This is a genomic window from Paenibacillus sp. FSL R10-2788, assembly GCF_038003885.1.
GTDB classification, from domain to species: domain Bacteria; phylum Bacillota; class Bacilli; order Paenibacillales; family Paenibacillaceae; genus Paenibacillus_AQ; species Paenibacillus_AQ odorifer.
In genome coordinates this window covers 1,644,813-1,659,298 of sequence record NZ_JBBOQA010000001.1, presented here as the reverse complement: position 1 = coordinate 1,659,298, position 14,486 = coordinate 1,644,813, and the positions used below count along the sequence as shown (strand labels likewise).

Sequence of the window (14,486 nt, the reverse complement as noted above, 5' to 3'; positions counted from 1 at the left end):
CATTAAACTCCACCTCCACTTTCTATAGCAACAGCATGAGCCACACACGGAATGCTCTCTCCCTGCTGGTATGACAATGGGGATAATAAGGCTCCAGTTGCCACAATCAGCACCCGTTTAAGCTCACCTTTTTTAATACGCTTGAGTATATGACCATAAGTCACTACCGCGGAACATCCACAACCACTTCCTCCGGCGATCACATACTTCTGTTTCTCCAAATCGTAGATAAGCAAACCGCAATCATCAAAGGTTGTTTGCTCCATTGGAATCCCTTCTTTAGCTAATAAGGTTTTCGCAATGGGCAAGCCTACAGATGCAAGATCGCCTGTTACAATTAAGTCATAATGCCCGGGGGATAGTCCGGTATCCCGAAAATGCGCAGTGATCGTATCCGCCGCCGCCGGTGCCATCGCTGTTCCCATATTAAAAGGATCTGTCAAACCGAGATCCATTATTCGTCCAAGGGTAGCCGAGACCACTACTGGATTGTTGCCAGTTCCATCATTCTGACCTACTACAGCACAGCCCGAGCCTGTGACCGTATATTGCGCTGTTGGCGGCTTCTGTGAACCGTATTCGGTAGGATAACGGAATTGCTTTTCCACCGTACAGTTATGGCTGGATGTTCCCGCGAGCACGTATTTGCTCCCTCCGGAATCAACGATCATAGAGGCAATCGCCAGGCTCTCCATGGAAGTGGAGCAAGCACCAAAGACTCCAAGATAAGGCACACCTAATTTTCTTGCCGCGAAGGAGCTGCTGATAATCTGGTTCATCAAATCTCCGCCAACAAAAAACTCCAGCTTCTCCTTATCGAGGTTTGCATTAATCAGTGCCAGTAGGGAAGCTTTTTCGAAAAGAGCCCGCTCGGCCTTTTCCCATGTTTTTTCTCCCATTTCCAAGGAGTCAAATATAAAATCAAAATCTGACGTTAATGGACCCTCTCCCTCTTCAGGCCCCACTACAGCGGAAGAGCCTAAAATAACGGGACGGCTCGTGAACTCCCAAGTCTGACTGCCAAGCTGTTTCATGTATGTGCACCTCCACCTACGCCTAAAAAGAGATAGACGATACCAATTATGAAAGCAGCGACAGCACCAAATACGATGACTGAACCCGCCAGCTTGAACATATTGCCACCCACACCGAGCACAAGTCCTTCCGCACGGTGTTCCAGAGCTGCTGAACACATACTGTTCGCAAAACCAGTAACCGGAACCGCAGTTCCTGCACCGGCCCATTGGGCCATTTTGTCATAAACGCCAAAGCTGGTCAGAATTACAGAGAGTAGAATCATCGTCGCTACAGTTGGACTTGCAGCTTCTTTGGAGGTCATATCGAATATGGCCATATAAGCCTCCTGAATCCCTTGTCCAATTACACAGATTAGGCCGCCAGCAAGAAATGCTCGCACACAGTTTTTGAATACGGGCCTAGCGGGTACAAAGGGCTTGGACAATTTCTCGTAATCTTGCGGGGTCAGGGTATCAAGCTTCAGCTTGACACCCGATTTTTTCGTTTTCGCCGGCATTGAGAGCACCTCCTGAAAGTTAGGCGAAGGGGGCTGACAAGCATCATAGTAGTACTCACTTTGAGCCCCTCAAGTTGTTTCTTCGCTTAGAAGTTTTCCTTATTGTTTGCCATACCCCGCTTCGTTATGTCCCTCCAATTCAGGAAAAATACAGTAACACAACTATCAGCAGCAGGAACAGCACAAGAATAAGCACCGCTTCCTTTTCCAGAGAGTTGTGGCGCCAGTAACGTCTACGCGCTCCGCTAACCTTTAGGTTTCTTTTGGAGTATCCTCCCTGCACCCTTCTTTTGGGTACACTACCTGCTACCCTCATTTCCTTCGCATCCTTTCTAAAGCTCCTGCCACCAGAGCCCCTATTGCATTGTATTCGCGGAGCGTTCACCGGGTGTTCATTTGTCTCTTTAGCATGGACAAGTGAGCTCACAATGTTCATACTAAGTGGCAGGAAGAAATAACGTTGTCGTCCATTTTGGATGGCAACCGTTTCTCGTAGAACTATAAGGATGATGTATAACGCAAAGCTTATACGTCCTTATATTTTAATAAAGGAGTGATTTCAAATGAATCAAGAAACATTGGATCTATTCAAAACACTTACCGAATTCCCTGCAGCCCCGGGCTTTGAGCGCGAACTCCGCGCTTACGTCAAGGATGCTATGACACCTTATACCGAAGAGTTCGTGCAGGATCGTCTCGGAAGTCTGTTCGGCGTATTGCGCGGTGAGGAAAACGGGCCAAAAATTATGGTCGCTGGACATTTTGACGAAGTGGGCTTTATGGTCACCGGAATTACTAACACCGGGATGATTCGTTTTCAACCGCTAGGCGGCTGGCTTGCTTCTGCTGTTGCTTCCCAGCGTCTCCAAATCATTACACCAAAAGGCACATTGACTGGTGTTGTTGGCAGCACCCCTATCCATCTACTAAGCGCTGAAGAACGCGGCAAGACGGGCGAAATCAGCAAAATGTATATTGATATCGGTGCAGACAGCCGTGAAGAGGCAGAAAGCTTTGGCGTCAGACCAGGTCAACAAGTACTGCCAATCTGTCCGTTCACCCCGCTTGCCAACCCTAAAAAAATCATGGCTAAAGCGTGGGATAACCGTTACGGCGTAGGTCTCGCCATTGAGCTGGTTAAATCATTACACGGCAAAAAGCTGCCTAATACTGTTTATGCTGGAGCTACCGTACAAGAGGAAGTTGGACTTCGTGGAGCACGTACAGCCGCTAATCTTCTGTCCCCAGACATCTTCTTTGGCTTGGATGCGAGCGCTGCTGCTGATATGACCGGTGATAGCCAAGCCTTTGGCCATTTGGGTAAAGGCGCTCTCCTGCGCATTTTTGATCCAACGATGGTTACACATCGCGGCCTGATCGAATATGTACAAGACACAGCGGATACTCACAAGATCAAATACCAGTATTTTGTCTCCCAAGGTGGAACAGATGCAGGTCAGGTTCATGTAAGTGGAATCGGCGTTCCTTCCGCAGTCATCGGAATATGCTCCCGCTACATTCATACCGCTTCATCAGTTATTCATAGCGATGACTACGAAGCTGCTAAAGAGCTGTTAGTTAAACTCGTAGAAGGCCTCGACCGCACTACACTGCAAACGATTATCGAGAACAGTTAGGTTCTTATTTTTAAAAGAGCAGCAATCCTTTTTGAAGGATTGCTGCTTTTTTTTGGGGTCGTGGCTTACGGACCTGTGTCACTTGCGCCCCAGTGGTGTTTACAAACCCCGATATTACTTTTAAAAACCAATTGTGCTTATGCTTATCAATCCCATTGCTCGCTGATCCCGCTATAGGTACTACGACGGACCCATGATGCTTACGAACCCACGTTGTTTATTGTTTACGCTCCCAAGTTGCTTGCTTACGGCGACACGTTGTTTATTGTTTACGCTCCCCAAGTTGCTTGCTAACGCACCCATGTTGTTTACTATTTACGCCCCCAATGTTGCTTCCGAACCCAGTGACACTATTCCATAGAAATGGGCTCATAATTGGTGTCATTCATGCTAATAGCGACTATGGTGTCCGATACTCCTCCAAAAGTGGCATATTTCTGCGTTTAAGATCATCTGTGTCCTATAGATACTCCACTATCCCCCGTCCCATATAAAAAAAGCCCGCCTCACGGCGAGCTCTTTGACCATTCTCAGACAGCTATATCAACTCATATCCAGTGGCACTTTCCACGAAGGTATCGGGAAAGCCTCATCCAGCTTCCATCTTTCTTCTTCACTCAGCGTAATTAAACCTGCAGCAGCATTCTCAATTACATGCTCACGTGAAGAAGCTTTCGGAATCGTAATGATGTCCTCCTCGCGGATCGTCCAAGCTAACATTATTTGCAGTGGTGTTGCGTTATGAACACGGGCAATTTCCTGAACCGCCTCACTCTCAATAACCCCTTTGCGGAGCGCGCCTGCTTGTGCAAGCGGAGAGTACGCCATTACGGGCATGCGGTGACTTTTCTGCCATGGCAGCAATTCAGCTTCAATGCCTCTCGACCCTAAATGATACAGCACCTGATTCATAGCACAGTGAGTTCCCCCAGCTATACTAAGCAGCTCTTTCATATCGTCAACATCGAGGTTCGATACACCCCATCTTGCTATTTTACCTTGAGAGACCAGTTTCTCCATGCCTTCCACAGTCACTTCAAGCGGAATATCTCCCCGCCAGTGCAGTAAATAGAGATCCAGATGATCCGTATTCAGTCGTTGCAAGCTTTCTTCACAGCTACGAATAAGATTCTCGTTGCCGGCATTATGTGGGTATACTTTGGACACCAGGAAAACGTCATCCCGAATTCCTTTAATAGCGTCACCTACTAAAAGCTCTGAGTTTCCTTCCCCATACATCTCAGCCGTATCTATCAAATCCATGCCTAATTCCACGCCTAATCTAAGAGCAGCAATTTCTTCCTCTCTACGGGAAACATCATCACCCATATTCCAAGTTCCCTGTCCTATTCTAGGCACAGAGGTACCATCTGGAAGAAGCATGCGGTTAGCTCGGTTCACTTTCACAATTTCAGCCAAATGCTCGATTGAATCCTTAGTCATTGTAAAAATCTCCTTACCGATAAATTGTATACTTACTTTATACGACCTTTATGACCCTTTCGAAACATCTGAATCGTGTCTAATTTATAACTTATCTTTCCTTTAGGAGAGAAAAAGCAACAAATTGATTGCTAACTACGCTATCAACTTCAGCCCCACTGCGGCTCCCAGTATCATAAAAATACAGATAACCCGCCGCCAATCTTTGGCCTCTCCATATAAAAGCATCCCCAAAATCGCCCCACCAGATGCACCGATCCCCGTCCATACCGCATAAGCTGTACCCATAGGCAAACTTTTCATTGCAAATGATAGAAAAAGAAAACTTCCCCCAAAACCAAGGAAGAGCAGCAAAAACGACTGCAGATTCCGGTGTTTATTCAACCTGTTGATCATAGCCACTCCGAACATTTCAAACAATCCAGCAACAACCAAAAATGCCCATGCCATTTAAGACTCCCCCTTTATTTCAGTTTCTTTGATATCTTTGGTTTCGTTAGTTACCATTTTCAGACCTATTACTCCTGCCAGCAAAATAACCACCAGTACCAGCTTCATTAGCTTGAAGGGTTCACCGAATAAAACCATGTCCGCAATGACTGTACCTGCTGTCCCCAGCCCAACAAATACAGAATATACGGTACCCACCGGTAATTTACTGCTTGCTGAAATAATGACATAGAAACTTATTATTATGGCTACAACTGTGATCAGCCACTCCCACACGCTTGAAGCATGCTTTAAACCTATGACCCACATGACTTCGAAAATCGCAGCGCCAACTACCTTCAGCCACTGTGAATTCTTTTTCATTTCAAGCCCTCCTTCAATTCACCATATCTTATGATTGCCCACGGACAAACAAATAAGCCCGGAAGGTCATCGCCAAATGGCGATACCTCCCGGGCTTTTATCCCTCCGTGTAGACACAAACTTAATGTTCGTGCGTTTTCCCTCGGACCAGACCAGCTGTGCACTCGCTGCGGAACCCTAGAAAACAAATAAATGATTAAGTTACATCGTATGGTAGCAAATCGGGCGTATAAAAGCAACCTTTTCTATTCCGAGAGTAATTAAATCATAGTATAAACTTCCATAAAATTATAAAATAGATATAAATTTCATTCGATTATCTAGGAAAAGAGGTTAATTTATGTTTCATTCCAGACATTTTAACTGCGTCCCTCTAGTGGAAGGCATTTATTGCCTTGAAGCGAAGGAGCAAGGCGGAGCCATGAGCAATGCCGGTTTGATAGATATGGGTGATTACACATTAATCTTTGATACATTCAACACTCCACAAGCTGGCAAAGATCTTAGGGATGCCGCTCTGTATTATTTTAATAAACCTATCAAATACGTCATCAACAGCCATTGGCATGGAGACCACGTTAGAGGGAACCAATTCTTCTCGAAAGAAGTAATCATATCCTCCAGTAGAACTAGAGAGCTCATGATAAAAACTCAACCCGACTGGCTAGCCCGAATGAAGAAACTGCTTCCTAATCTTGATGAGGATCTTAATAAGCTTAATACCTCTCTCGAGCTCGAACTGAACGCTTCCAAACAACGAGAGCTCCTTTCGCAAATAGGTTATTTACTAGAAATCAAAGAGTCTATACTAACGCTTGAAGTAACGCTTCCCCAACTAACTTATGACCGCAAAATGACCATACATGGCTCGGCTAGATCCGTTGAGCTCTTATCGGTGGGTGCTGCCCATACGGAATGCGATTCTATTCTATTTTCTCCTTCCGATTCTTTAGCTTTTGTTGGAGATATTGTCGCTGTTGATAATCATCCATTATTAGTAGACGGTAATCCCTTATCCTGGTTGGAGGCACTTACTTATGTCGAGCGCTTAGATGTGAACATAATTGTTCCCGGTCACGGGCCCGTTACTCAAAAACATTATCTACAGCAAATAAAACGGTATATAAATGATATAATCCATATTAGCGAATCATTGATACACGAAGACATGAATGTGAATGTGAACCATATAGAAATTCCTGAGCCTTATCTGGGCTGGAATTATGGGAGTATTTTTTACAGAAATCTTGAGTTTTTGACGAAAGCAGCTAATAACTAATTTTTGGAGTTGAAGGGAGAGGTTCGTTATGGTTTTTGGGATACTATTTGTAGGTGTCGCTGTATTTATTATTATACAAGCCGTTATACGGAATGGCTCGAGCTCGAACAGAAGTACCTTTGATAGAAATAGGCAAAATGATGCCGCCAACATGTCTTTTATGGCTGCCAGTCATCCGGATCTGCTGGATCCAAACCACTCTAACCACCATCATCATCACCCTGGAGATCACTCGCATCACCACTCTGGACCTGACAGCGGGCATAGCTGGGGTGGAGACGGCGGACATAGTGCCGGTGGAGACGGCGGTGGGGGTGGAGATGCTGGCGGGGGCGGTTGTGATTAGATGAAAAGAAACGAAAAGGACATCCCTGATCTTTCAGGAATGTCCTTTTTTTAATACTCATTTATGATACTGAGAATTTCAGCTTGAGTTTGGCTTAATAACTTTTCGGCACCGTGCGGATGGATTGGTTCGCTCCAAGCGAAGCCATCTCCTTCGTATCTAGGAATAAGATGCATATGATAGTGAGTCAGGTCGTTAAACTTCCCACCATTTTGGCAAATGCTGATGCCATCAGGTGCAAACAAAACCTTCAGGACAACTGATAGCTTCTTTGAAGCGTCCATAATCGCATACGATGTTTCTGAATCGATATCTTCGAGATCCCAATAATGCTTTTTAGGGAGAATTAAGAGATGTCCTTCGTTAAATGGAGCAATGTCGAGCACACAAGTTACAATTTCATTCTCGTATACTACGTTTACGTTAGCCTCAATCCCGTTAGCGATCCGACATCCCAAACAATCCATACAGGCACCTCTCCATCCAAAGAAATTAAGAGCGCTCTAGCTTATCTTATTGATTAAATTGAAAACGGCTAAGCAGTACCTCACCATTAAAGATGAGATAAACATCGGTAGTTCCAGATTCCACGGATACTTCACCAGTAAGTGTGTTCCACTGCTGCAACACGCCACCCGATGGTACAGTCACAGATCCAACCATTGTCCCTGCTGTGCTGCCCGTTCTAATCTCGAGGGTGCCACCTTTTGCAGAGGATACCAAGGCTTCAAAAGCTCCTGCCCCTTGCTCGAACAATACATCTTTAAAAGCGATCCAAGCGCCATCTTTTACCGGATGTATGGAAGCACCGCCTGCTTTGCACTCGTCCAGATATACGCCTTCGTAGTCATCGTAATTCTCTGCTTTGGTATTGATATACAGATTACGCGACGGAATAACGTCCCCTTGAACCGATAGTTGAGCGGATAATTGGATATCAGCAGATGAACGGCCGATCAGAACCATGTACTCTCCATTTTCCACGCAATATTGCTCACGGGTAACATCCCAGAATGCCAGCTCGGCAACCGGCAACGTAAACTCTATGGTTTGCGATTGACCTGCGGTTAGGTTTACTTTTTCAAAACCCTTCAACTGTTTAATCGGACGTTTCACCCGGGAATTCAGAGCTTGCACATATAGCTGCACCACTTCGTCCCCATCAACAACGCCTGTATTCTCTACTTGAACGGAAATTTTAAACGTGTCATCCGCTTGCAGCTCCTTAGCACTTAGGCTTAGGTTGCTGTAGGAAACTTGGGCATAACTTAAGCCGTGTCCAAACGCATACAGTGGCTCTCCGTCAAAGTACATATATGTTCTTTTGCCTTTGATAATATCATAATCCATCAGCTCAGGCAGCTGTTCTACAGAACGGAACCAAGTCATGTTCAGCTTGCCGGAAGGACTGTAATCGCCGAAAAGAACTTCTGCCACCGCATTGCCCAGCTCTTGTCCACTGTGGGAGGTATACAATACAGCCGGGATGTTCTCGTCAATCCAAGTGGAAGTTATCGGGTAACTGCCGACAATGACTACAACTGTATTCGGATTCGCTTCATAGACAGCTTTGACCAGTCGCTCTTGCTCCTCTGGAAGCACAATATCCGGTCTGTCGATTTCTTCTTTTCCGTTAAGGAGTGGATGGTTGCCCACAAAAACCACAGCGATTTCCGCAGCCTTGGCAGCTTCTACTGCAGCCTCTATGCCGTTAGTTACAATGTTCTTTTTAAAAAGACGTGCTTCCGCATTAGCATCCTGATCTGCCACTTGCAGCGTTCCATTTTCCGGATTCACCGAGATCATTTTATCATTCCAGGTCCGCAAAGATACCGTATCTTCGCTTTCCGGAACGATGTTAATCGATTCTTTTACAAACCAGCCGTAAATTTCATCAGCAGATGCTGTGAGAGTCTCTGCTTCGCTTAAAGTTACATACTGACCGCGACTTGTCGCCTTCAGAGTATTGCTCGTCCAGCCCCAAGCTGTATGTTGGAACAATTCTCCGTGCTCTGCTATGTCATGCTGTACAGCCAGTCTTCCGTCCTCACCTGTGATTCCGATAGCTTGGCCGTTTGCAGCTGAAGTAAGAATGATCTGATCTGCGCCACTCTCAAAAGTAATGTGTTTACCAGGCAGCTTTTTGCTAACACCCTGCAAAGGAGTCACTCCATAAGGTAATGTGCCAGAATACCAATCTCTAAAGGCTTCATCACCAAGCGGACCAATAATCGCCAATTTGCTCAGACTGCTTTTGTTCAATGGCAATGTGCCTTGTTCATTCTTCAACAATACTATAGATTGTTTCGCAGCTTCCAAAGAGAGTGCCGTATGTTTTTTGCTAAGAATAACGGAATCGTCGATTGCATCGTATGGGTTCCCCTCAGCCGGATCGAACTCTCCCAGACGGAAACGAACTCTGAAAGTGTTGGCAAGCGCACGATCCAAATCTTCCTCTGCTAAGAGGCCTTGGTCTAGCGCTTCGTGAAGAACCTTGATTGTCTCTGCGGTTTCTTCTGTTACGCTGTCAATTCCATTTTTGATAGATTCAGCCATCGATTGTGCAAAAGATTCATAATACTTGTGGTCCTTCACGATCCCAAAAAGATCGCCGGCATCGCTTACAATAAAGCCATCCATTTCCCATTCGCCTTTAACCACATCCATTACTGCCGGATGAAGAATAACAGGCACGCCATTCACCGAGTTATAAGCGGTCATCATGGACTGTGCGCCACCTTCTTGAAAAGCAGGCTTAAACGCTTCCAGATAATACTCCCGCATATTTCTCGGATCGATGCTCGCGGAGCAGTTCCCGCGTTCAATCTCATTATTGTTGCCGAGGAAATGCTTCAGCGTTGCTACCGCTTTCAAATAGACCGGGTGATCACCTTGGATTCCCTGCACTAGTGATGTGCTGAGTCGGCCGGTCAACTCTGGATCTTCACCGTAAGCTTCCTCGGTTCTTCCCCAACGCGGGTCACGTTCCATATCCACAGTTGGCGCCCATAACGTCAGACCGTTCACCGTTGGATTCTTTTTGTAAAAGGCTCTAGCTTCATCTCCGATGGCCGAACCAATCTCCTTCAGCAGCTCTGGATTCCAAGTACAAGCCAGTCCGCTTGGCTGAGGAAAAGAAGTCGCTTTTCCAAGCCAAGAAATCCCGTGCGCCGCTTCCGTACCATGCTTGTAGGCCCCAACACCCAAACGCTCTATGGCAGCTTGATACTGAGGCATCAGGCTTACTTTTTCATCAAGTGTTAGTCTGGAGATCAGATCCTGCACTCGCTCATTTAAAGGTAAATCAATCTGTTGAAATGGATATTTAGCTATATCTGTTCCCATCAAAATCGCTCCTTCGTCTCTTGTTGATAGCGGTTTCATTCATTCCCGAGGACAATCCTTCAAAAAAACTCCTATACGTCCTATCCATCTAATCATAGAAGATTCCCCTCCTCCGCAACACCTTAACAATCTAAATAGAAATCAGGTCATAATTAGAGATTTAGGGGGATGATGTGAGTACGTAGGTTTGCTCGTTATTCGCTCCATCTCCACAATCTACGGGATTTATACCGTTTATTTGCTCACTTCCCACTCCACGCCCACAATCTACGGGATTTATACCGTTCATTTGCTCACTTCTCGCTCCACGCCCACAATCTACGGGATTTATACCGTTCATTTGCCCACTTCCCGCTGTACGCCCACAATCTACGGGATTTATACCGTTTATTTGCCCTATTCTCGCTGCACGCCCACAATCTACGGGATTTTTACCGTTCATTTGCTCACTTCCCGCTGTACGCCCACAATCTACGGGATTTATACCGTTCATTTGACCAATTCCCGCTGTACGCCCACAATCTACGGGATTTATACCGTTCATTTGCTCACTTCCCGCTGTACGCCCACAATCTACGGGATTTATACCGTTTATTTGCTCACTTCTCGCTCCACGCCCACAATCTACGGGATTTATACCGTTTATTTGCCCAATTCCCGCTCCATCTCCGCAATCTACGGGATTTATACCGTTCATTTGCCTAATTCCCGCTCCATCTCCGCAATCTACGGGATTTATACCGTTCATTTGCTCACTTCTCGCTCCACGCCCCCAATCTACGGGATTTATACCGTTCATTTGCCCAATTCCCGCTGTACGCCTCCAATCTACGGGATTTATACCGTTCATTTGCCCAATTCCCGCTCCACGCCCACAATCTACGGGATTTATACCGTTTATTTGCTCACTTCTCGCTCCACGCCCACAATCTACGGGATTTATACCGTTTATTTGCTCACTTCTCGCTCCATCTCCGCAATCTACGGGATTTATACCGTTCATTTGCCCAATTCCCGCTCCACGCCCACATCTACGGGATTTATACCGTTTATTCACCACAGCTGAATATCGTTAAGTGAATGTACATATTCATAGCGACAAACCCTCCCACTCACCTGGGAAACTATCGGCTTAAACTTACCTTTCTCACAAAGTGACCTCATACATTTCCTAACTGTACGCAGATCAATGCCAAGCTCCCTCACCAAATCAACAGGCCGAATGTCCCCGTTCGAACGCACCACAATTTGCAAAATATCACGCTCCAGTCGACTAAACGCCTCCTTCTCTTCTGTCCTCAAGGCAAGGTACGGCATCAGTAATGATCTCAACAAAAAAATAGTATTCTCAGAATTGGCTTCCAGATCATCATATGGTATCGCCACTACCCGATAACCCGCGATTTGTAGATAAGTCTCTCGATTCAATTCCTGCCGATAACGCGTCCGATCTGTGTTTTGCACATGTGGGCCGTAACCTTTTACCTCAAAAGCAAACTTAACCTGCCCAGGCTTCCACGCAAAATCAACAAAATAAGGCCATCCCCGCCAATCCAACACTTCATATTCAGGATGGAGATTATCAAAATGACCCATCATCGGCCACCAAACCTTCTCCGCAAACATTCGCTCACCATGCCCATGTCCCCGCTCCAATCTCCCCCGTCTTTCTCCCGTTCTTCGACTAATATGATCTTCCACCCACTTACGATGTTCTTCCGTAAATCCCATAACGTTCCCCTCCTCCTTGGCATAAAAAAATCCCGCACCCAATTATGGATGCGGGACGTGCTTCGTCCTATTACTCAAAAGTATAGTATTCGCCTTCTTATGCTGTCAATGACACTCTACATTCAACGTTAGCATCGAGCTAAATATACTTGCCTATTAAAAAATCACATTGGTTAGAGTATGTTGCATTAAAGTAATTTCAGCTACAGTTAGATCACTACAGTGAGTTCAGCTAAATTTAGCTACAGTTAGATCACTACAGTTCAGTTAGTATTAGCTCAGCAAGAACAATCTCGGTTAAGTAAACTACTTTTGAGTTAGACGACTAGACTTAGCTCAATATAGTATGTTTTGTATAGTAGGTTCAGTTAAAGTAATCTCGGTTTGACTAAGTTCCCCTAGAATAATATTATTCGACCTACCTTTTTGAAATTGTCTAAAATCGTCTCCCATTCTCCACTATTCACTGGCTATCGACCTGTGATTTTTCTATTTAATTGTATTTCATGCAACTATTTAACCCTTATCCCCCTAAAAGTCCATTTAGTTGTACTTTCTACAACTAAAAAAGGAGATATAAGGTAGTTACGCGTAAATGATCAAATTTAGATGTACAAAGTGCAGTTAATTGTTACTTTTCCTAAAACTACTGAAGTTTAGCTGCACAAAATGCAATTAAAACTGAGTTCGAGTGAGGCTGGCTGGATTGCGTCTTAGTTACATCACTTAGCGCCCTAGCTACAACATCGACTTGGCTACATTGATTTAGCGATCTAGCCACAACATCGCGACTTAGCAACATTAATTTAGCGACCTACCTACAACATCGCGACTTAGTTACATTAATATAGCGACGTAGCCACAACATCGCGGCTTAGCAACATTAATATAGCGGCCTAGCCACAACATCGCGACTTAGCAACATTAATGTAGCAACCTACCTACAACATTGCGACTTAGCAACATTAATATTGCGACCTACCACAACATCGCGGCTTAGCATCATTAATATAGCGACCTAGCCACAACATCACAACTTAGCACCATTAATATAGCGGCTCAACTAGAGTGACATATTGCTCCTCTTCGCTGCTCTCCCTCACCTAGCAAATGTGCATGCCGAGCGCCTCACCCATAGGCATCATAAGAGATCATTCCAACGACACCCTGACTTCGACACCCTAGCTTCAATCCGAGACGGGAAATCAATGATCATAAATCCATTATCCTTCACAACAACCTTTCACAGAAATGTCGGAGAGCGTTCTTTTGTTCCCTAACAAATCACCGTTTACCGCATATAACTTACGAAATCCCTGCTTATAAAGAATTCGCGCAGCTTTATTTCTTTTGTAGTAACTTCCTGCAAGAATTAATATTGAATCGCCTGGAGATAGACAGTGCTGCCAGACATAGGGTAACCGCCCCAGCGATATATTTATCGAACCACGGATACTGTCCTTCTGGTAATCAACGGCATCCCTGACATCGAGCATTTTCATAGCCAATGATTGATCCGCTAATTCGCGAACCTCACGGACTTCTATATAAGTAAGTGAACGAACAGGCCAAGCGTAACGCAAAAACCTTACAATACTAAAGACTATTACGATACTCAGTAGGATCCGTACCATCATGCTCATGCCATTACTCCCGTACCAAAAAATCATCCGTCCAAGCGCCTAATCCACCCGTCATGTTCACAACGTTATACCCCTTTTCACTCAGCAGCTCACAAGCCAGTCCACTACGGCCACCACTTAAGCACATCACAATTATCTCGCCATGAGAATCCAATTCATCTATGCGCATCAATAGCTGTCCAAGCGGAATATGCTTAGCACCCATTACATGTCCCTCCACCCATTCGGCTGGTTCGCGTATATCCAACATGGTAAGAGTCTCGCCATTCTTCAAGCGTTCCGCCACTTGCTGTGGGGTAATTTCCTTTGAAATTTTAAAAGACATTGAGCATCTCTCCTTCACCTTTATAAAAATAACTTGATTTTCATATCTCTATATCATAATATTACGATATAAGGATATTGTAAAGTGAGGTGTTCGTTACCATGGACAAAAATTTTAAAGCTTATAACCAAACCGCCGAAACCTTAAAGGCTATAGCTCATCCCGTGCGCTTGTGCATCATCAAAGGACTTCTGGAAAAGGGCAGCTGCAACGTGAGCTTCATGCAGGACTGTCTCGACCTTCCCCAATCTACGGTTTCCCAGCATTTACAGAAGCTTAGATCACTAGGCATCGTTGAAACCGAACGTAATGGGCTAGAAATTAACTATTCTGTTAAAGACGAAAAAATCAAACATCTGATTCAGTTATTTTTAGGGGAGGAATAAGTCA

The 14,486-nt window shown here is 45.1% G+C and carries 16 protein-coding genes and 1 riboswitch; of the genes, 5 read left to right on the top strand and 11 right to left on the bottom strand.

Annotated elements, in window-relative coordinates; genetic code table 11:
- Positions 1-2 precede the first annotated feature (2 nt).
- The 3 genes from spoVAD to NSQ50_RS07265 form a co-directional block, all read right to left on the bottom strand.
- The gene (gene spoVAD, locus NSQ50_RS07275; RefSeq protein WP_036675714.1) at positions 3-1,034 is read right to left on the bottom strand and encodes a stage V sporulation protein AD; all 1,032 of its coding nucleotides are present in this window, start codon (positions 1,032-1,034) and stop codon (positions 3-5) included.
- A complete protein-coding gene (gene spoVAC / locus NSQ50_RS07270; RefSeq protein WP_036675716.1) occupies positions 1,031-1,534 on the bottom strand; it encodes a stage V sporulation protein AC in 504 nt (167 codons plus the stop codon). Before spoVAC ends, spoVAD begins: the two co-directional genes overlap by 4 nt.
- A 139-nt stretch (positions 1,535-1,673) precedes the next feature.
- On the bottom strand, positions 1,674-1,850 hold the full coding sequence (locus tag NSQ50_RS07265) for a hypothetical protein (RefSeq protein ID WP_155288103.1): 177 nt from the start codon (positions 1,848-1,850) through the stop codon (positions 1,674-1,676).
- A gap of 247 nt (positions 1,851-2,097) precedes the next feature.
- Between NSQ50_RS07265 and NSQ50_RS07260 the strand changes: the two genes are divergently transcribed.
- Complete coding sequence (locus NSQ50_RS07260) at positions 2,098-3,171, top strand: M42 family metallopeptidase (protein WP_038569461.1); 1,074 nt, start codon at positions 2,098-2,100, stop codon at positions 3,169-3,171.
- A gap of 543 nt (positions 3,172-3,714) precedes the next feature.
- On the opposite strand, the gene NSQ50_RS07255 is transcribed toward NSQ50_RS07260, so the two are convergent.
- The 3 genes from NSQ50_RS07255 to NSQ50_RS07245 all read right to left on the bottom strand — a co-directional run bounded on the left by NSQ50_RS07255 (position 3,715) and on the right by NSQ50_RS07245 (position 5,427).
- The gene (locus NSQ50_RS07255) at positions 3,715-4,554 is read right to left on the bottom strand and encodes an aldo/keto reductase (RefSeq protein WP_200870201.1); all 840 of its coding nucleotides are present in this window, start codon (positions 4,552-4,554) and stop codon (positions 3,715-3,717) included.
- Positions 4,555-4,749: 195 nt separating this feature from the next.
- Positions 4,750-5,064 (bottom strand): DMT family transporter, encoded by a 315-nt coding sequence (locus tag NSQ50_RS07250; protein ID WP_036675721.1) that lies wholly within the window; start codon positions 5,062-5,064, stop codon positions 4,750-4,752.
- Complete coding sequence (locus NSQ50_RS07245) at positions 5,065-5,427, bottom strand: DMT family transporter (protein ID WP_076225114.1); 363 nt, start codon at positions 5,425-5,427, stop codon at positions 5,065-5,067.
- A gap of 84 nt (positions 5,428-5,511) precedes the next feature.
- Positions 5,512-5,619, bottom strand: a riboswitch (guanidine-I (ykkC/yxkD leader).
- A gap of 148 nt (positions 5,620-5,767) precedes the next feature.
- Between NSQ50_RS07245 and NSQ50_RS07240 the strand changes: the two genes are divergently transcribed.
- Positions 5,768-6,706: an MBL fold metallo-hydrolase gene (locus NSQ50_RS07240; protein ID WP_076225113.1), complete on the top strand. Its 939-nt coding sequence runs from the start codon at positions 5,768-5,770 to the stop codon at positions 6,704-6,706.
- A 28-nt stretch (positions 6,707-6,734) separates the two neighbouring features.
- Positions 6,735-7,052 carry a hypothetical protein gene (locus NSQ50_RS07235; RefSeq protein ID WP_036675726.1) on the top strand — a complete coding sequence of 106 codons (318 nt, stop codon included), beginning with the start codon at positions 6,735-6,737 and terminating at the stop codon, positions 7,050-7,052.
- A 50-nt stretch (positions 7,053-7,102) separates the two neighbouring features.
- Here the strand turns inward: NSQ50_RS07235 and NSQ50_RS07230 are convergent, their stop codons facing one another.
- Positions 7,103-7,519: an HIT family protein gene (locus NSQ50_RS07230; protein WP_076225112.1), complete on the bottom strand. Its 417-nt coding sequence runs from the start codon at positions 7,517-7,519 to the stop codon at positions 7,103-7,105.
- A gap of 46 nt (positions 7,520-7,565) precedes the next feature.
- Positions 7,566-10,397 carry a glycoside hydrolase family 3 protein gene (locus tag NSQ50_RS07225; protein WP_076225111.1) on the bottom strand — a complete coding sequence of 944 codons (2,832 nt, stop codon included), beginning with the start codon at positions 10,395-10,397 and terminating at the stop codon, positions 7,566-7,568.
- 500 nt (positions 10,398-10,897) lie between these two features.
- Between NSQ50_RS07225 and NSQ50_RS31560 the strand changes: the two genes are divergently transcribed.
- Positions 10,898-11,473, top strand: coding sequence for a DUF1720 domain-containing protein (locus NSQ50_RS31560; RefSeq protein ID WP_445670437.1), 576 nt, complete (start codon positions 10,898-10,900; stop codon positions 11,471-11,473).
- Here the strand turns inward: NSQ50_RS31560 and NSQ50_RS07215 are convergent.
- From NSQ50_RS07215 to NSQ50_RS07205, 3 genes are all read right to left on the bottom strand, one after another.
- Positions 11,451-12,128 (bottom strand): winged helix-turn-helix domain-containing protein, encoded by a 678-nt coding sequence (locus tag NSQ50_RS07215; RefSeq protein ID WP_076225212.1) that lies wholly within the window; start codon positions 12,126-12,128, stop codon positions 11,451-11,453. The two genes, NSQ50_RS31560 and NSQ50_RS07215, sit on opposite strands and share 23 nt — an antisense overlap.
- A 1,223-nt stretch (positions 12,129-13,351) precedes the next feature.
- Positions 13,352-13,765, bottom strand: a complete 414-nt coding sequence (locus tag NSQ50_RS07210) for a rhodanese-like domain-containing protein (protein WP_326058292.1) — start codon at positions 13,763-13,765, stop codon at positions 13,352-13,354.
- Positions 13,766-13,775: 10 nt separating this feature from the next.
- Complete coding sequence (locus NSQ50_RS07205) at positions 13,776-14,096, bottom strand: rhodanese-like domain-containing protein (protein ID WP_076144501.1); 321 nt, start codon at positions 14,094-14,096, stop codon at positions 13,776-13,778.
- Between the two features lie 101 nt (positions 14,097-14,197).
- Here NSQ50_RS07205 and NSQ50_RS07200 point away from each other — a divergent pair, with 101 nt between their 5' ends.
- Positions 14,198-14,482 carry an ArsR/SmtB family transcription factor gene (locus NSQ50_RS07200; protein ID WP_036675735.1) on the top strand — a complete coding sequence of 95 codons (285 nt, stop codon included), beginning with the start codon at positions 14,198-14,200 and terminating at the stop codon, positions 14,480-14,482.
- Positions 14,483-14,486: the final 4 nt, after the last annotated feature.